The sequence below is a fragment of the uncultured Pseudoflavonifractor sp. genome, from assembly GCF_944387275.1.
GTDB classification, from domain to species: Bacteria; Bacillota; Clostridia; order Oscillospirales; family Oscillospiraceae; genus Pseudoflavonifractor; species Pseudoflavonifractor intestinihominis.
This window is the reverse complement of sequence record NZ_CALXEG010000031.1, coordinates 1-17,798: the sequence shown is the minus strand read 5'-3', so window position 1 is coordinate 17,798 and position 17,798 is coordinate 1. Positions and strand designations below refer to the sequence as shown.

Below are 17,798 nucleotides of genomic sequence, written 5' to 3'. Positions count from 1 at the left end.
GCAGGGGGCCGCCCAAGCCGCCGTTCTCGGGGAAGTCAGCGCAGGACAGCACCCAGCTCGGACTCCAGGAGGGCCAGCACGCTCTTCACATCCTCATCCGCCGCCCCGGGAAAGGCGCGGCCTTCCCCAGGGACCCCGGAATCTTATCTCAATGGGCGGAGTGAATCCGCCCATGAGCAAGGTTTTGCCGGGGCAAAACGCTTGGACGCGCTGACGCGCGGAGCGCCGAGGCGAGGAAGTCAGCGCAGGACAGCACCCAGCTCGGACTCCAGGAGGGCCAGTACGCTCTTCACATCTTCATCCGCCTCGGCGGCGGTGAGGGAGCGGTCGTCGGCCCGGAGGACCAGGTTGAAGGCCACGCTCTTCTTGCCGGCGGGGATGGGCGCGCCGGTGTAGATGTCGAAGAGCTCCACTTCCTTCAGCAGGCCCTTGGCGCCCCGGAAGATGCAGTCCTCCAGCTGGGCCACGGTGACGGCGGTATCGCACACCACGGCGATGTCGCGGGTCACGCTGGGGAAGCGGGGGAGAGGCTCATACCGGGCCTCGGGGGCCCGCTGGGCCATCAGATCCTTGAACTGGAGCTGGGCGGCGAACACGTCGCAGTCCATGCCGTAGTTCTGAGCGGTGAGGGGGTGGAGCTGGCCGAATACGCCCAGCATCACGCCGTTGGCCTTCACCTCGGCGCAGCGGCCGGGGTGGAAGGCGCCGATGTCGCTGCGGGCCTCAAAGGTCACGTTCTTCACGTTCATGGCCGCCAGAATGGCCTCCACCGCGCCCTTGAAGGTGAAGAAGTCCATGCCGTCGCCGTAGGCGCCCAGGGAGAGCATCTGCTGCTCATCGGCCAGGTCCTGGCCCTCCACGGGGGTGTAGACGGTGGCCAGCTCGTACAGCTTGGCGCTCTTGTTGCGGTAGCTGAAGTTGCGGGCCAGGGTCTCCAGCATGGAGGGCAGGGCGGTGGTGCGCATGACACTGGTGTCCTCGCCCAGGGGGTTGAGGATGGTCACGGACTTGCGCTTGGGAGAGTCGGCGGGCAGCCGGATTTTGTCGTAGTAGGAGGGGGAGATGAAGGAGTAGGTGATAATCTCGCTGAAGCCGAAGCTGCGGCACAGGGTGCCCAGCTTGCGCTCGGCCTTCTGCTTCTCGGTGTAGCCGCCCTGGGTGGTCTCGCCCTTCATCAGGGTGACGGGAATCTTGTCGTAGCCGTGGAGACGGGCCACCTCCTCGGCGATGTCGGAGTAGTGCTCCACGTCGCTGCGCCAGGAGGGGACGATGATGCTGTCGCCGTCCAGGGTGAAGTCCAGCCGCTTGAGCATGGCGCGCATCTCCTCCTCGGAGATATCGGTGCCCAGCAGGCCGTTGATCTTCTCAGGCTCCAGCTTGACGGTGCGGGGGTTCTGGTCGGCGGCGATGACGTCGATGACGCCGTCAATGACCTCGCCGCAGCCCAGCAGCTCCACCAGCTCGCAGGCCCGCTGGACGCCCTTGTAGGTGTTCATGGGGTCCAGGCCCTTCTCGTACCGGGCGGAGGCGTCGGTGCGCATGCCCAGGGCGGTGGCGGTGCGGCGGATGGACACGCCGTTGAAGTTGGCGGACTCAAAGACCACCATGGCGGTGTCGCCCACGATCTCGGAGTTGGCACCGCCCATGACGCCGGCCACGCCCACGGGCTTGTGCTCGTCGCAGATGCACAGCATGGAGGTGGTCAGCTTGCGGTCGTTGCCGTCCAGGGTCTGGATGACCTCGCCCTCACGTGCGGTGCGGACCACGATCTTGCCGCCGTCCACGCAGGAGAAGTCAAAGGCGTGCATGGGCTGGCCGTACTCCAGCATGACGTAGTTGGTGATGTCCACGATGTTGTTGATGGGGCGCACGCCGGAGGCACGCAGCCGCTCCCGCATCCACAGGGGGGAGGGGGCGATCTTCACGTTGCGCACCATGCGGGCGGTGTACCGGGGGCACAGGGTGGGGTCCTCGATCTCCACGTCCAGCAGCTCGGCGATGCTGGTGCCGTCGGTGCCCTTGACCTCGGGGGTGTGGAGGGTGAGGGGCTTGTCGAAGGTGGCGGCGGTCTCACGGGCCAGGCCGATGACGCTCAGGCAGTCGGGCCGGTTGGGGGTGATCTCGAACTCCACGATGTGGTCGTTCAGGCCCAGCAGGGTGGGGATGTCGTCGCCGGGCTGGGGGTTCTTGGCGGCCAGGTCGGGGTCGCTCTGGAGGATGAAGATGCCGTCCACCACGCTGTGGGGCCAGTCGTGGTCGGTCATGCCCAGCTCCTTGTAGGAGCACAGCATGCCGTTGGAGGCCTCGCCCCGCAGCTTGCCGGCGGTGATGTGCACGCCGCCGGGCAGCCAGGAGTCGTCCTTGGCCACGGGCACCAGGTCGCCCACGGACACGTTCTGAGCGCCGGTGACGATCTGGACGGCCTCACCGGTGCCGGCGTCCACCTGGCAGATCCACATGTGGTCGGAGTTGGGGTGGCGCTCCATGGACAGCACCTTGCCAACCACCACGTTCTTGATCTCCTGGCCCTCCACGGTCACGCCCTCCACCTTAGAGCCGGAGAGGGTCATGGCGTCGCAGTATTCCTTGTCGCCGACGGGCACGTCCACGAACTCCGCCAGCCATTTTCTCGAAAGATCCATTCTCTATTCTCGTCCTTTCCGTCCGCCCGGGGAGCCGGGGGACGCGGTGTATTTCAAAGGTAAGGCTCAGAACTGGCTGAGGAAGCGCATGTCGTTCTCAAAGATGAGCCGCAGGTCGGTGATGGAGAAGCGGCGCATGGCCATACGCTCCACGCCGATGCCGAAGGCGAAGCCGGAGTACACATCGGTGTCGATGCCGCAGCCCTCCAGCACCTTGGGGTGGACCATGCCGGCGCCCAGCAGCTCGATCCAGCCCTCGCCCTTGCACACCCGGCAGCCCTTGCCGCCGCAGGCGTGGCACTGGACGTCCACCTCGCAGGAGGGCTCGGTGAAGGGGAAGTGGTGGGGGCGGAAGCGGGTCTTGGTGCCCTTGCCGTAGAGGGCCTCAACAAAGGCGTTGAGGGTGCCCTTCAGGTCGGCCATGGTGATGCCCTTGTCCACCACCAGGCCCTCCACCTGATGGAACATGGGGGAGTGGGTGGCGTCCACCTCGTCCTTGCGGTACACCCGGCCGGGGGCGATGATGCGGATGGGGGGCTTCTGCTTCTCCATGACCCGGACCTGCATGGGGGAGGTCTGGGTGCGCAGCAGGAGGGAGGAGTCCTCCTTGATATAGAAGGTGTCGCCCCACTCGCGGGCGGGGTGGCCCTCCTCGGTGTTCAGCTTGGTGAAGTTGTACTCGGCCAGTTCGATCTCGGGGCCCTCAGCCACCTGGAAGCCCATGCCGATGAAGATCTCCTTCAGCTCGTCCAGAGCGATGGACATGGGGTGCTTGTGGCCCAGCTCAGGCCGCTTGCCGGGGATGGTCACGTCCAGCTTCTCGGCCTCCAGCCGCTGGTTGAGGGCGGCCTCCTCGATGGCCTTGTGCCGCTGGGAGAGGGCCTCGGTGAGGGCCTCGCGGACCTCGTTGGCCAGCTGGCCCATAACGGGCCGCTCCTCGGCGGACAGGGAGCCCATCATCTTCAGGACGGCGGTGAGCTCGCCCTTCTTGCCCAGGTACTTGACCCGCAGGCCGTCCAGCTCCTGGGCGTCCTTGGCTCCGGCCAGGGCGGCCAGGGCCTCGGCGCGGATCTGTTCCAGTTTTTCCTTCATAGCTGCAACTCCTTTTTCTGGACGGCCGGCGAGCCGGCCGCCCTCACTTTATAAGACAGGTGCCCGTGGTCTGCGCAACAAACTTCATGCGCCAAGAGCACACTACGAAAACAGGCAAAGGCCAGCGGCGCATGAAGTTTATGCGCATATGGGCCGTTCCGGCCCATGCGCTTTGATTCCATGGCCGTGCCGCCGGAGGCGGCACAGGGCCATTTTTGTTGTGCTTTTGCATAACAAAAAGCCTTTCCTCCCAATTGCTTGGGACGAAAGGCAAACCTTCCGCGGTACCACCCGCATTCGCGCGCAGACGCGCACGCACTTGATGCCGCTGTAACGGATGGCAAACCGTCCGCGTCTTTCCCCGCGGCCGCTCCCAGGCGAACCAAGCGCGTGCTCCGCAGGCGACTTTCAGCCGGTGACCGCCATTCTCTGCTCCGAAGTTTCCGCGCTATTTTCCTGTTCCTCGCGTTTCGTTACCGCCAAATATATCACAATAGCGGAAAAATTGCAAGATGAATTTGGGTCATTTGAGGCGAATGTGCGAAGTAGCGCCGTGACGATTGACGGAACGTGCGGGGTGACCTATAATATAGGCCTATTATTAGGAATAGGGCCTGAGGGCCGGGAAAGAGAGAAAGAGGAGCGTGATCCACAATGAATATCGCCACAGCGGCGCAGATGCGGGAGATGGACCGGACAGCCATAGAGGAGCGGGGGATACCCTCGGTACAGCTGATGGAGGCGGCGGCCTGCGCGGTGGCCCGTGCGGTCAGTGAGTTGGCCGGAGGCAAGACCGACGGCCGTGCGGTGCTGTTCTGCGGCCCCGGCAACAACGGCGGCGACGGCGTGGCCGCTGCCCGCTTCCTGCTGGAGATGGGCTGGGAGGTGCGCTGCGTCCTGGTGGGCAAGCGGGAGAAGATGAGCGCTGACTGCCGGGAGATGGAGCGTCGGCTGGAGCAATCCGGTGGAAAGCTGGAAGACTTTACAGATTCTGACCCCCAGTTTGCGGCCTGGAGCCTGGAGGCCGACGTGATGGTGGACGCCCTCTTCGGCATCGGCCTGAACACCGACCTGCGGGGCGACGCTGTGACGGCGGTGCAGATGATGAACACCTGCGGCGTACCGGTGGTGTCGGTGGACATCGCCAGCGGCGTGGAGGCGGACACGGGCCGGGTGCTGGGCACGGCGGTAAACGCTGCAAAGACAGTTACCTTTACACTGCCTAAGGCCGGACACTTTGTGGGCAAGGGCGGCCTGTGCTGCGGTGCGCTGGAGGTGGTGGACATCGGCATCCCCGACGACCTGGTCCAGCGGGAGTCCTACCCGGTGACCAGCGTGGACCGGAGCAGGGTGTCCCTGCCCGTCCGGCCCCGTGACGCCCACAAGGGAGACTTCGGCCGGGTGTACATCCTGGGCGGCAGCGTGGGGCTGTCGGGCGCGCCGGTGATGGCGGCTCAGGCGGCGGTGCGCACCGGCGCGGGCCTGGTGACGGTGGGCGTGCCCGCCCCCATCTGGTCTGTGGCGGCCACCAAGCTGGACGAGGCCATGCCCCATCCGCTGCCTGCCGGCAAGGACGGCAAGCTGGAGCTGGCGGCCACCGAGCCACTGCTGGAGAAGCTGGGCGGCAAGTGGGTGTGTCTGCTGGGCCCCGGTCTGGGCCGGTCCAACGCGGTGGACGCGGTGGTGCGGCATGTGCTGGCCGAGACCACCCTGCCTGTGGTGCTGGATGCCGACGGCATAAATGCGCTGGTGGGGCATATGGATGTACTGGATAACCGTGGGGCCTGCACCATTCTCACCCCTCACGACGGGGAGTTTGCCCGGCTGACGGGGGCCCTCCCGGGGGAGGACCGGCTGGCTGTGGCACGAGACTTTGCGGTGGCTCACAGCTGCTGTCTGGTGCTGAAGGGGCACCGGACCATCACCGCTTTCCCTGACGGCACGGCCTATGTCAACACCACCGGCAACCCTGGCATGGCCAAGGGGGGCAGCGGGGATGTGCTCTCCGGTATTCTGGTGTCCCTGCTGGGCCAGGGCTTCACGCCCCGTGAGGCGGCGCCGCTGGCGGTTTGGATTCACGGCCGTGCGGGAGACCTGTGCGCCGAGGCCATGGGTGAGTACAGCATGACCCCCACGGACATCATCCGCATGCTGCCCCGGGTGATGCGGGAGCTGACGAAATAATCGGACAGGGAGGAGAGGCTTGTGCGCCGGAGGAAGATCGGTGCACAGATGATGATCCTGGCCCTTGTGCTGCTGGCGGGCTGCGGCCGGGACAGCGGAGCGGGCCGGGGGGCGGAGGAGCTGGCGCTGGAGATCCGCACGGAGTACATCGGCATGACGGCCCTGTCCGCCGGGCTGGAGGTCACGGCGGACTACGGAGAGCGGGTATATACCTACGGCATGGCTCTGGCCTGGGACCAGACGGAGGGCACCACCCTCACCCTGACCGCCCCCGAGGAGGTGGCGGGCGTGACCCTGCGGGTGCAGGACGGGGAGACGGCCCTGGAGTACGACGGCGTCCGGCTGGAGACCGGGCCGCTGTCGGAGGAGGGGGTCTCGCCGGTGGACGCGGTGCCCGCCCTGCTGGGCCAGGTGCGGGAGGGGTTCATCGCCGAGTGCTGCACGGAGCAGCTTGGGGAGCAGGAGACCCTCCGGGTGTGCTACCGGGCGCCCGATGCCCAGCCTGGGACCGGCACTGAGACCACAGTCTGGTTTGACGCCGCCAGCCACGCCCTTCTCCGGGGGGAGGTGGCGGTGGACGGCTTTACCGTTCTCCAGTGCGTGTTTTCCGATGTTCAGATGGCCTGAGGAAAACAGGAAGAGCTGCACGGGATTGACAAGCAGGAGGGAAAGGGCCATAATGATTCATGCGGGATAAGGGTAAAGCACCCGGAAAGAAAAAAGGAGGACGTGTCATGAAAAAGAATACGCAGAAAAAGATTCTCGCCGTTGCTGTCGCGGCCGTGTCTCTGTGCGGGACAGCGTTCGCTGCCGGTGCTGTTACGACCAGGATGATCGAGGCCAACTATATGAACATCCGCATCGTGGTGGACGGCAAGGAGATCACCCCCACCGACGCCAACGGCAAGGTAGTGGAGCCGTTCGCCAGCGAGGGGACCACCTATCTGCCTGTCCGCGCCATTGGCGAGGCCCTGGGCAAGGAGGTCACCTGGGACGGCGAGACCGCCACAGTCTATGTGGGCGAGATCCCCGGCCAGGCCGACAGCTGGATGAAGCTGCTGCCCCCCTATGAGATCAACAAATGGAGCAAAACTTACGACGGCAGCAATCTGAAAGAGTACATGACGGTGGCCGGAAAGGACATCACCGAGGGCGTCATGCTCCAGGACCGGAACGGCATATCCTTCGACGCGTCCTACGCGCTGTGGAATACAGACCTGAAGTACAGCACCATGACCTTTACCGTGGGGCATGTAGACGGAACAAGTACTGATAACGCCACGCTGGAGGTCTACCTGGATGGGGAACTGAGCACCAGCTATGACCTCAAGTGGGACGGCGCGCCCCAGACCATCACCGTGCCCCTGAACCGGGCCGCCAATGTGAAACTGCTGGTGGTGAAGTCCGATCTGCACTCTCAGGCCGGCTACGGCATCTACAATATCGCCTTCTCCTGATGGAATATGCCAAGGGGCCCGTTACCAAGTGTAACGGGCCCCTTTTGCTGTATATGGGATTGTGTCCGGCGGGGCTTACTCGCCCTGGCCGTCGTCCTTGTGCTCACCGCCGAAGTCAATGACATTGTCCTCCACGGTGCGCTCGGCGGCTTCAGCAGCGGCAGCCTCAGCGGCAGCGGCCTCGGCAGCAGCCTTCTCGGCGGCCTCCTTGGCGTCCAGCTCGGCCAGCTTGCGGCGCAGCTCCTCGCGGCCGGCGGCGTCCAGGCTCTCCAGGTAGTCCTGGCGGGCCTTCTCGCGGCGCTCCGCCGCCACCTGCTCGCCCTTGCGGCGCAGCTCCTCGCTGGCGGCCTTGCCCTTCTCCAGGGTCTCGGCGCCCTTCTCGGCGCACACCTTGCCCACCTCAACGGCCTTCTCGGTCAGGATGGCGATGGCGCCCACGCCTGCCATGGCGATGTTGGCCAGGTCCTTGCCCAGATCTTCTAACATATTTGATTCCTCCTCAAAACAAAGATATCGGTTTGGTTTCGGATTTCTTTTACTGTCCATATTATAACGGCAGAGGGTTCATTTATCATTGCTAAATTATGAACGCCATATTAAATACAGTTAAAAGAACGGGTAAATTTCCGTTAATGGCCTCGTATGAGGCCAAAAGGCAGGACATGAAGCTTCTCCTGCCGGGCAGCGGGACAGCGGCGGCAGGAAGCGCCGGAAAAGACAGACTATTGAGGCCAGCAGATGGGGCAGGGGGTGTAGCCCAGGTACGCGCAGTATTCTATATTGTAGGCCCAAAAGCTGTCGGCCTGTTTATAGACATAGCAGTCCCGGGTGTGGTAGTGGTCGGAATCCTCCACGACGAAGCCGATCTTGGAGGTATAGAAGCTGAGGTCGGCCTCCAGGGAGTCGATCTGTGCGGAGAGCGCCTGCTGCTCCAGCGCCGCATCCTCCAGGCGCTGCGTCAGCGTGTAGGTGTTCCAGGCCAGAAATCCCAGGGCGCCGGCCATGACGACCAGCACGCAGCAGGCGGCAGCTACCACGCCCTTGCGCAGGCCTGGGCGCGGACGCTGTGCGGAGAGACTCTGGGGCGCAGGCGCCTCCTGGGCGGGAGACGGGGCTGGGACGGGTCCGAGAGCGGTGTCAGAGTTGTGGGAAGGCGCATCTGACAGACGGTCTTTCACATCAGCGGGCGAGGGGACCGGTTCGGCCGCGGGCGGAGCTGCCGGGACTTCTCTCGGCAGGTAAAAGGAGGGCGCGCTGACAGGCGCCTGGGCGGGGGCGGCGGAAGGCGGGGGAGGGGTTTGAACGGCAGCAGAGGCGGGGGAGGCAGGGGGCGCTGTTTCCGGGGCGGCATTGCCGCCGGAAAAGAGCATGCGCCGGTTGTTGTAATAGAGCACATTGAGCGCCAGAAAAACAAAGGACACGATGGCCTGGGAGAAGCCCCTGGACAGGAGCAGCGCATTGCCGATCCAGAGATTGCCCACAAGGAGCAGGAAGATGCCGTAAATACCCGTTGTGGCATAGGCGGCAAAAAGAAGGCACGGGCCGAACCAGCGCCGTTTGAGCAGGCCGATGAAGGCTCTGGCGCTGATGAACAGATAGGCGACATAGATGACCGTCTCCACTTCGCCCAGCAGATGATATTCGGTGAATTTCAGCAGGTCAGCGTTTTTCATGATGGACGGCAGCATCACCAGGGTACTTAAGAAGCTGAGCGGGAGACAGAAGTAGGTGAGAAACTTGTGCCATTTCATAGGCGTCTGGTACGAAAAAGAATACTGTTTCATCGGGTGCACTCCCTCAAAAAAAGATGGTATGGCGCTGCGCGGACAGGGGAAGAAGCGTGCGGTTTTGTCCAAAGGGGTTTGAGCCTGACGGATTGAGTACACGGCACAGCAGGCGCTGACATCCTGAGTATACTGTATATTTCGAGCATTATCAACACGCAGCCCCCAGGGATCTGAAAAAGAATGGGGAGGCGGAACGGGGCGGTTTGCTGAAAACGGGGCGGAGCATGGGAATGGATTCAGTTTTGCCTTCCATTTGACGTGGAATGGTGCTATAATACAAAAGACTATGGGCACATCAATAAAGAAGGTTGACATATGGAACGTTTACAGACAAGAACCTGGCGGGAGATATCCCTGGCCAATCTGGAACATAATTACCGGGCCCTGCGGGCCCTGCTGCCCCAGGGGTGCCGATTCCTGGGCGTGGTGAAGGCCAATGCCTACGGCAACGGCGCGGTGCCTGTGGCCCGGCGGCTGGAGGCGCTGGGGGCGGAGTACCTGGCGGTGGCCTGCGTGGACGAGGCGGCCGAGCTGCGGGAGGCGGGCATTCGGATGCCCATCCTGGTGCTGGGCGACACGCCCAACGAGTGCGCGGCCGACCTGCTGCGGCTGGACCTGACCCAGAACGTGCCCGACCTGGAGACGGCGCAGGCTCTCTCGGCGGCGGCGGTGGCGGCGGGGAAGACCATGAAGGTCCACATGAAGGTGGACACCGGCATGTCCCGGCTGGGCTTTCTCTGCGACGAGGCCCACATGGACGCGTCGGTGGAGGCGCTGGCCCAGGCCAGCCGTCTGCCCGGACTGGATGCGGAGGGGATTTTCACCCACTTCTCCGACTCTGACGGCAGCGAGGAGTACACCATGCTCCAGTTCGGCCGCTTCCTGACGGTGCTGGACCGGCTGGCGGAGCGGGGGATCACCTTCCCCATTCGCCACTGTGCCAACAGCGGCGCTGTGCTCCGTTTCCCCTGCACCTATCTGGACATGGTCCGGCCGGGCATCGCCCTCTACGGCCACTATCCCGCCCCCGAATGCGAGGGGCTGGACGGCCCCGGCCTGCGTCCGGTGATGGAGCTGAAGAGCCGCATCGCGGCGGTCCGGGCCCTGCCTGCCGGCACCTGCGTCAGCTACGGCCGCACCTGCACCCTCCAGCGGGACAGCCTGCTGGCAGTGGTGCCCATCGGCTATGCCGACGGCCTGCCCCGCCTGTGCTCCAACGGGCTGGAGATGCTGATCCGTGGAAAGCGGGCTCCAGTGGTGGGCCGGGTGTGCATGGACATGTGCATGGTGGACGTGACCGACATCCCCGGCGTCCGGCCCGGCGACGTGGCCACGGTCTACGGCAGCGACGGCGGCGAGACCGTCACAGTGGAGGCCGCGGCAGAGCGGGCGGGGACGGTGCAGTATGAGCTGCTCTGCGCCGTCTCCGAGCGGGTTCCCCGGGTGTATCTGGGGTAAGGGCACCGTCAAAGCCTTCCCCCTTGGGGGAAGGTGGCCCATAGGGCCGGATGAGGGGGAGGTCTCCGGGCGTCCTGGTGAGCTCCCCATCGCGCCCTTGTGCTCCGGTCCATCCGGGCTGCGCCCTACGCCTGCGCGCTTCTTGTCACGCTCCGGCGGCGTCGCGGCGCCCGGCTTCCCTCCGGCGCGGGCTTGAAACAGCGCCCCAAGGCGGCGCTTCGGTTTCGCGCCCTTGCGCTCCGGTCCATCCGGGCTGCTTCGCACGCCTGCAAGCTTCTTGCATATACTGAAGCAGGGGAGAACCGTCCGGACGGACGGGGGAGGGGTGCGGAAAACGCGCTTTTTTCGCCGCCCGTGTATAAATCCCGCCGCCCCGTGGGAGAATCATAGTGCTGAGTGTCGGGTCCTGAGAGGGCTGTGACGCCGGTGACTATCAGACCGCGGAGTGTGAGCTTTTGTGGATAACAGCGTAAAACGAGGAGATATTTTCTATGCCGACCTGAGTCCCGTGGTGGGCAGTGAGCAGGGGGGCGTCCGTCCGGTCCTGATCGTGCAGAACGACACCGGGAACCGGCACAGTCCCACCGTGATCGCCGCGGCCATCACCTCCCAGACGGGAAAGGCCCGGCTCCCCACCCACATCAATATCTCAGCCAGAAGCTACGGGCTTCCCAAGGATTCCGTGGTGCTGCTGGAGCAGATCCGCACCCTGGATAAGAAGCGGCTGAGAGAGCACATGGGCAGGCTGGACGAGGAACAGATGCAGCGGGTGGACAACGCCATTGCCGTGAGCTTTGGGCTACATCCCCAGCAGCTGGTCTGAGTACGGCGGGCCGGAGAGAGAAAGCGCGCGGGCCGGAGACGGCCCAACAAGCCGTTACGGCCCGCGCGGCAGAGACTATGATACATAGGAGGACCCCATGAAGAAGCACACCTTTCTCACCAAAGTGATGGCCGGCGGTCTGGTGACCGTGACGCTGCTGGGGGTGGCCTTTGCCGCCGGGCAGCAGGGCACCCAGTCCGACCCTCTGGTGACCCTGAGCTATCTGACCCAGAAGGCCACCCCTGAGATCATGACCCAGGTGGACACTAAGCTGACCGAGCGGGAGGCCGCCCTGAAGAAGGAGCTGGACCAGGCCGTTCAGGACTACACCAAGGCCGTGGAGGACAAGCTGGCCCAGGCCGGCGGGGGCAGCGGGCAGTCGGCGTCCTTTGCGGTGGTGGACGTGGCCGCCGGGCAGAAGCTGACGGCGGGCATCGGCTGTGAGATCATGCTCCGGGTGGGCAGCGCGGTGTGCTTCACCGACACGGCCCCCGGCTTTATCGACATGACCGACGGCGGCACCCTGGAGAACGGTCAGGCCCTGGTGAAGAACCACCTGTACATGGCCACCATTGAGGGCCGGGGCTTCACCGCCCAGAACGCGGTAAAAGTGCTGGTCCGGGGGAGCTATACCATCGGCTGAAAAGAAAACATGACGTGAAAGCGGAGCGGATGCCGGTCAGGCATCCGCTCCGCTGTGTTTTACGGCCGTTCCAGATATATGGTTCTGGTGGCCACGGCATCCAGGAAGCTGCGGTCGTGCTCCACCAGCAGCATGGTGGGCTGATATTCCAGAATGAGCTGCTCCAGCTGTATCCGGGAGAACAGGTCAATATAATTGAGGGGCTCGTCCCAGACATAGAGGTGGGCGCTCTGGCACAGGCTGCGGGCCAGCAGCACCTTTTTCTTCTGCCCGGCGCTGTAGCCGGCCATGTCCTTTTCAAACTGGGCCCGGGAGAAGTCCAGCTTCCGCAGGATGGTCTTGAACAGCGTCTCGTCGATGCCGCTGTCCGCAGCGAAGCAGGTCAGGTCGCCCCGGAGGAAGGACGGGTCCTGGGGGGCCACCGACACCACCAGCCCGGAGGCCAGGGCCAGCGTCCCGGTGTGGGGGATCTCCTGCCCGCACACCAGCTTGAGCAGGCTGGACTTGCCCGTGCCGTTGCGGCCGGTCAGGGCCAGCCGGTCCCCCTGCATGAGGGAGAAGGACACCGGGACGCACACCGGCCCCTGGCCGTAGTCGGCGGCCAGCCGGTCCGCCTCCACCAGGCGCTGCTTGGGGTGGGAGAGGGGGTGGAGCTTCAGCGGCGGGGCCTGCTCGATGTTTTTCAGCAGGGCGCTCTTCTCCTCGGCGGCCTCTCTGCGGCGGTTCTCTGCCGCCTTGGCCCGCTTCATCACCTTGGCGGCCCGGTGGCCCACGAACCCCCGGTCACCGCATCCGGTGCCGAATTTAGCAGCCTCCGCCTTGTCCGACCAGGCGGCGGTGCGGCGGGCTGCGGCGTCCAGACGGGCGATGTCCCGGCGGAGCCTCTCGTTTTCCGCACGCTCCCACTGGTCACGGCGCTGCTTGTTCTCCCACCAGGAGGAGAAATTCCCCTGCTGGAGGTCAAAATTCTGCTTGTTGATGGACAGAATGTGGTCCACGCAGCCGTCCAGGAAGGCCCGGTCGTGGGAGACCAGGATAAAGCCCTGCTTCCGGCTCAGGTAGCGGCTCACTACCTGTCTGCCCTCCAGGTCCAGGTGGTTGGTGGGCTCGTCCAGCAGGAGGAACCGGTTGGGGCGGAGGAAGAGGACAGCCAGCAGCAGCTTGGTCTGCTCCCCGTTGGACAGGGAGAAGAAGGGGCGGAAGAGGACCTCTGGGTCCACCTCCAGTGCGGAGAGCTCCCGGTAGATCTCCCAGCTCTCCGTCTCGGGCAGCAGGGATTCCACCACCTCCATGGCATCCCGCTCGGGGCGGGACACGGGGAAGGGGAAGTAGTCAAAGGCCACAGAGGCGGAGATGGTGCCGGCGTATTCATATTCGCCCATCAGCAATCGGAGCAGGGTGGTCTTACCGCGGCCGTTGCGCCCCACCAGCCCCAGCCTCCAGCTGGTGTCCAGCTGGAGGGAGGCGTGGTCAAACACGTTGTCCCAGCTGCCGTCATAGGCGAAGGTCAGATCGGTGATCTGGATCAGAGACATATACGTCACCTCACAGAAAATAAAAAATGGGCGCAGGAGAAAACCCCTGCGTCCATACCAGTGCGGTGACGGTAGGAAAACAGGGAAGATACAACAAGATTTCCTCCTGCCCGGGCCACAACAAAACAGAGCAGGTCACGCCTGCCCGGCCTGTGTATTCCGGAAAAACAGAAGGTTACTTGCGCATCTTCCCAACTCCAATCGTAATCAAGATAGATACAGTATAGCGAAAGCCCCGCGGATTGTCAACCAGGACCATCCGCGGGGCAGTATTTGAGGGGGGAGACGGGAGGCGTTCCGGCTTCACGCCTTGTCCCGGCGCTTTTGGGCCCGGCGCTGATCCCGGCGGCGGGAGCGCTCCGCCATGGCCCGGCGGCTGGCCTCGGAGAGCTGGGAGAGGGCTGTGGACAGCGTGGAGGAGGACATACCCCGGTAGACATAGCGCAGGTGGCGGGTCTGGCGCTCCGCCTTGCGCAGCAGCTCGCCGTACCGCCTGCGCAGCGCGGCCAGATCGGCCTCTCTGCCGTCCAGGGCGGAGTCAATGCGCTCGGACAGGCTCTCCCGGGCGCCGTCCAGGCGGCCGCTGATGGACTCCTTTGCCACGTCCAGCCTGTCGGAGATAGATTCTTTTGCGTCGTCCAGCCTGTCGGAGATAGATTCTTTTGCGTCGTCCAGCCTGCCGGAGATAGATTCTTTTGCGCCGTCCAGCCTGTCGGAGATAGATTCTTTTGCGCTGTCCAGCCTGTCGGAGATAGATTCTTTTGCATCGTCCAGCCTGTCGCTGAGGACCTCTCTGGCCTCATCCAGCCGGTCGGACAGCTCTGCCCGGCTCAGGGCCAGCTGGACCTGCAGCTCCTCGCCCATGCGGGTCAGCTTCCGCAGCATGGCGGTAAGCAGGGCCAGCTCCCGGATGGTGGCGGCGGCGTCGGCCAGCAGGAGCGCCAGCAGAACACCGGCGGCCACGTGGACGGTAAAGGCGGACAGCCGCTCCACCAGCCCGGCCACCACAGGGTGGATCCAGAAGATCACCAGGTAGGCCAGCACGCCCCAGGTCAGGGAGATGGAGAGACAGATACGGCCGTGCAGGTTGAATTTTCGGGTGCTGTAGTCCCAGTATTTGATGTGGGTGGTGGTCTCCAGCAGCCAGCCCACCAGGTACTCCCAAGCGGACATACACACCGTGGCCACCATGTAGAAGAGGAGGGGCTGGCCGGTGAAGGGGGCGAACCAGCACAGCATCATCAGGACCCCAACCCCGTAGATGGGGCAGATGGGGCCGTAGAGGAACCCCCGGGCCACGAACCGCCGCTCCCGGACGGAGCAGTAGACGGTCTCCAGGATCCAGCCCAGGAAGGCGTAGATGATAAAGTAGAGGAAGAGCAGGGAGATGGGGAAGCCGGACACCGTAGGTTCTGACATGGCTATGAATCCTTTTCCTTGGCCTCGGCCGCGTCCGCCTCTTTGAGCAGCACGTCCAGAATTCCGTTATAGACCTGTTCCGGGCGGGAGCGGAAGCCCTCGGCCAGCCGCTCGGCCTGTTCCTCGGAGGGGGAGAGCAGCTCCACGGTCAGCAGGTTGCCCGCGCCGTCGTCCAGGGAGAGGCGGAGGGTGCAGGTGCCGTCCTCCTCCCTGGGGAGGATCTGGGCCCTGACCTGGGCGTCCCGCCGCAGCTCGGCGTTGAGCTCCACCAGCCTGCGGGAGCACTTGCTTTTCACCGAGTAGGGCAGGCTGCTCTCGCAGACCATGCCGTTTTTCTTGCCCTTTTCGGTGATCACATAGCGGCCGTCCTCATTCAGCTCCAGGTGGCCGCTCTCCACCAGCTCCGCCACGGCCTCGGCAAAGTCGAAGTAGTCCACGCCCTCGTCGATGAGGGTCAGGTCTGTCAGGGTTGAGAAGTCCAGAGGAGCGGCGGCCCGGGACATGATATAGAGCACCAGAAATTTGATCTCCAGTTTGTCGTGAATAAACCCATATCGGGCCATGGCACTCACTCCCTTTGCAGACTGAACGGATGGCACGGTATACCTTAATATTATACCCTGAAAAAGCGGACAGGACAAGAGAAAAAATCCCCGGCCGCCGGGAAGGGGGCGGTGGGCAGGAAAAAGAGGCCCGCTGCCCCCGGCGTCCGGTATGGGCAGCAGGCCCCTGCTGAGATGGAGGATCAGGCCGTTTCGCCGCCGGCCCGGTGGGCGCGCTGGAGGGTGGAGCAGATGGCGCCGTGGGGGCAGGCGGCCTTGCACTTGCCGCAGCGGATGCACTCCGGGCTGTTGGGCGCAGAGTGAACCGGGATGTCCATGGGGCAGGCCCTCTGGCAGACGCCGCAATGGGTGCACTTCTGGGCGTCGATCCGGAAGCGGTACAGGGCCACCGGATTGAAGAGGCCGTAGATGGCGCCCAGGGGGCAGAGATAGCGGCAGAAGGGGCGGTACACCACCACGGAGAGCAGCAGCAGCACCACCAGGACGGCCACTTTCCAGTTAAACAGCCAGCCCAGGGCGGACTGGAGGGCGGGGTTGGAGGCCACCAGGGGGATTCCGGCGAAGAGGGTGCCCGAGGGGCAGATGTACTTGCAGAACCAGGGCTGGCCCTGGCCCACAATGTCCAGCACGGTGAGGGGGAGGACAATCACAAAGCCCACCAGGATGACGTACTTCAGAAAGCGGAGCCACCGGTCGCCGGGCAGCTTGCGCAGCTTTTTGACAAAGGGGATCTTGTGCAGCAGGTCCTGAACCAGGCCGAAGGGGCACAGCCAACCGCACACGAACCGGCCCAGCAGCGCGCCGAAGAAGAGGAGAAAGCCGGTCACGTAGAAGGTGAACTGGTAGTTCCGGCTGGCGATGACGGCCTGAAAGGAGCCGATGGGGCAGGAGCCCAGCGCGCCTGGGCAGGAGTAGCAGTTGAGGCCGGGGACGCAGAGCAGCTTGGAGCTGCCCTTGTAGATGGTGCCCTTGGCGAAACCGGCGGCGTAGCCGTTTGACAGGGCGGCGAAGCAGATCTGGACCCAGGTGCGGAGATGCCGCCGGAAGAAGGACAGCCGCTTACCCAAGGCCGATACACTCCATGCAGATGTTGACCGCCTTGCGGAACACGGTCTCCGCCTCGCCCCGCCACACGCCAATGGCGACGCACGCAGCTCCGGCCAGAAGAAGGAGCAGCGCGGCCCGGTTCTGTTTCAGAAAGCTCATGCGCCCACCTCCGCCAGCATCTCGTCCAGAATGGCCGCCCAGCTGTCCTTGTCCCGGGCGCCCAGATAGGCGGTCCCGACCTGGGCGCCGGTCTCGTCCACAAAGAAGGTGGTGGGTACGGAACTGATCTGGTAGAGGAGACCGTACAGGTCGGAGGAGGGGACAATGTGGGTATAGTCGGCGCCGGTGGAGGAGACGATCTCCTTGGCGGTTTCCAGCTGGGTTTCACTGACCGAGCCGTCGCTGTCCAGCACGTCGGAGATGAGGCCCACGATCTGGACGCCCTTGTCGGCGTACTCGGCCGCCAGCTCGCCCAGCTCGGGCATCTCGTTGATACAGGGGGTGCAGAAGGTGGCCCACACGTTGACCATGGTAAGGGTGTGGCCCTCCAGGATGCTCTGGTCCACGGCGTTGCCGTCCAGATCCTGGGCGGAGAAGGAAGAGAGAATGCCGCCGGAGGACTGGGCACCGGCGCTGGCAGAGGGCTGGGCGGCGTCAGCCGAGGGGGAAGGGGTGAGCGAAGGGGCGCTGTCCGGCTGGGCACAGGCGGACAGAAGCAAGGTCAGGCCCAGTGCGGCAGCCAGCATGGCAGCGAATTTGCGTTTCATAACAACCTCCATAAGATGAGAAGTGGCGCGGGTCGATGGATGGGGTCATTATAAGAGGTGTGATAGGGTGCTGTCAAGAAAAAGCGGGAGCGCCGACAAGTTTCGGCGTGTGAAGAGGGTAAAAACAGATTTAATTTATAAAATGAGAGAAAAGTCCCAGCCGCTGGATATGGCTGACAGCAGCGGAGGGGGCGTAAAATACCAGAAGATTTTCCATGGGCCATTGACAAAAAATTAAAAATGAGGTATCGTATAAAAAGTTCTCGCTAGTCGGGGAGATATGTGTCCCGGCAGAGCGGCAATCTATGCAGCGGTATCGAAGTGGTCATAACGGGGCTGACTCGAAATCATGTTTCCACTTTGGAAGTCCAAACTGCCGAA

General features: G+C 64.1%; 16 protein-coding genes. 6 read left to right on the top strand and 10 right to left on the bottom strand.

Annotated features, from left to right (window positions below; genetic code table 11):
- Nucleotides 1-239: 239 nt before the first annotated feature.
- Nucleotides 240-2,642, bottom strand: a complete 2,403-nt coding sequence (pheT, locus tag Q0K23_RS08880; protein WP_294520938.1) for a phenylalanine--tRNA ligase subunit beta — start codon at nucleotides 2,640-2,642, stop codon at nucleotides 240-242.
- A 66-nt stretch (nucleotides 2,643-2,708) separates the two neighbouring features.
- Nucleotides 2,709-3,734, bottom strand: coding sequence for a phenylalanine--tRNA ligase subunit alpha (gene pheS, locus Q0K23_RS08875; RefSeq protein WP_294520935.1), 1,026 nt, complete (start codon nucleotides 3,732-3,734; stop codon nucleotides 2,709-2,711).
- A 654-nt stretch (nucleotides 3,735-4,388) separates the two neighbouring features.
- On the opposite strand from pheS, the gene Q0K23_RS08870 reads away from it, so the two are divergent.
- The 3 genes from Q0K23_RS08870 (at nucleotide 4,389) to Q0K23_RS08860 (ending at nucleotide 7,375) form a co-directional block, all read left to right on the top strand.
- A complete protein-coding gene (locus tag Q0K23_RS08870; RefSeq protein WP_294520932.1) occupies nucleotides 4,389-5,918 on the top strand; it encodes an NAD(P)H-hydrate dehydratase in 1,530 nt (509 codons plus the stop codon).
- Between the two features lie 21 nt (nucleotides 5,919-5,939).
- Complete coding sequence (locus tag Q0K23_RS08865; RefSeq protein WP_294520929.1) at nucleotides 5,940-6,545, top strand: hypothetical protein; 606 nt, start codon at nucleotides 5,940-5,942, stop codon at nucleotides 6,543-6,545.
- A 107-nt stretch (nucleotides 6,546-6,652) separates the two neighbouring features.
- On the top strand, nucleotides 6,653-7,375 hold the full coding sequence (locus Q0K23_RS08860; protein ID WP_294520927.1) for a copper amine oxidase N-terminal domain-containing protein: 723 nt from the start codon (nucleotides 6,653-6,655) through the stop codon (nucleotides 7,373-7,375).
- A gap of 75 nt (nucleotides 7,376-7,450) precedes the next feature.
- Here the strand turns inward: Q0K23_RS08860 and Q0K23_RS08855 are convergent, their stop codons facing one another.
- Together Q0K23_RS08855 and Q0K23_RS08850 are read right to left on the bottom strand one after the other, a co-directional pair.
- Nucleotides 7,451-7,861: a hypothetical protein gene (locus Q0K23_RS08855; protein WP_294520924.1), complete on the bottom strand. Its 411-nt coding sequence runs from the start codon at nucleotides 7,859-7,861 to the stop codon at nucleotides 7,451-7,453.
- 236 nt (nucleotides 7,862-8,097) lie between these two features.
- On the bottom strand, nucleotides 8,098-9,231 hold the full coding sequence (locus Q0K23_RS08850) for a hypothetical protein (RefSeq protein ID WP_294520921.1): 1,134 nt from the start codon (nucleotides 9,229-9,231) through the stop codon (nucleotides 8,098-8,100).
- Nucleotides 9,232-9,477: 246 nt separating this feature from the next.
- Here Q0K23_RS08850 and alr point away from each other — a divergent pair, with 246 nt between their 5' ends.
- The 3 genes from alr (at nucleotide 9,478) to Q0K23_RS08835 (ending at nucleotide 12,086) form a co-directional block, all read left to right on the top strand.
- Complete coding sequence (gene alr / locus Q0K23_RS08845) at nucleotides 9,478-10,620, top strand: alanine racemase (protein WP_294520918.1); 1,143 nt, start codon at nucleotides 9,478-9,480, stop codon at nucleotides 10,618-10,620.
- Between the two features lie 457 nt (nucleotides 10,621-11,077).
- A complete protein-coding gene (locus Q0K23_RS08840) occupies nucleotides 11,078-11,443 on the top strand; it encodes a type II toxin-antitoxin system PemK/MazF family toxin (RefSeq protein ID WP_294520915.1) in 366 nt (121 codons plus the stop codon).
- A 97-nt stretch (nucleotides 11,444-11,540) separates the two neighbouring features.
- Complete coding sequence (locus Q0K23_RS08835; RefSeq protein WP_294520912.1) at nucleotides 11,541-12,086, top strand: hypothetical protein; 546 nt, start codon at nucleotides 11,541-11,543, stop codon at nucleotides 12,084-12,086.
- 59 nt (nucleotides 12,087-12,145) lie between these two features.
- Here Q0K23_RS08835 and abc-f read toward each other — a convergent pair whose 3' ends face one another.
- The 6 genes from abc-f to Q0K23_RS08805 form a co-directional block, all read right to left on the bottom strand.
- A complete protein-coding gene (abc-f, locus tag Q0K23_RS08830; RefSeq protein ID WP_294520909.1) occupies nucleotides 12,146-13,621 on the bottom strand; it encodes a ribosomal protection-like ABC-F family protein in 1,476 nt (491 codons plus the stop codon).
- Between the two features lie 303 nt (nucleotides 13,622-13,924).
- Nucleotides 13,925-15,040, bottom strand: coding sequence for a hypothetical protein (locus tag Q0K23_RS08825; RefSeq protein WP_294520908.1), 1,116 nt, complete (start codon nucleotides 15,038-15,040; stop codon nucleotides 13,925-13,927).
- A 2-nt stretch (nucleotides 15,041-15,042) separates the two neighbouring features.
- Nucleotides 15,043-15,603 carry a DUF4364 family protein gene (locus Q0K23_RS08820; protein ID WP_294520905.1) on the bottom strand — a complete coding sequence of 187 codons (561 nt, stop codon included), beginning with the start codon at nucleotides 15,601-15,603 and terminating at the stop codon, nucleotides 15,043-15,045.
- 182 nt (nucleotides 15,604-15,785) lie between these two features.
- Nucleotides 15,786-16,670, bottom strand: a complete 885-nt coding sequence (locus Q0K23_RS08815; protein ID WP_294520902.1) for a 4Fe-4S binding protein — start codon at nucleotides 16,668-16,670, stop codon at nucleotides 15,786-15,788.
- A complete protein-coding gene (locus Q0K23_RS08810) occupies nucleotides 16,663-16,809 on the bottom strand; it encodes a CD1871A family CXXC motif-containing protein (RefSeq protein ID WP_294520899.1) in 147 nt (48 codons plus the stop codon). Before Q0K23_RS08810 ends, Q0K23_RS08815 begins: the two co-directional genes overlap by 8 nt.
- Entirely contained in the window at nucleotides 16,806-17,417 is a 612-nt protein-coding gene (locus tag Q0K23_RS08805; RefSeq protein WP_294520895.1) for a TlpA disulfide reductase family protein, read from the bottom strand. Before Q0K23_RS08805 ends, Q0K23_RS08810 begins: the two co-directional genes overlap by 4 nt.
- Nucleotides 17,418-17,798: the final 381 nt, after the last annotated feature.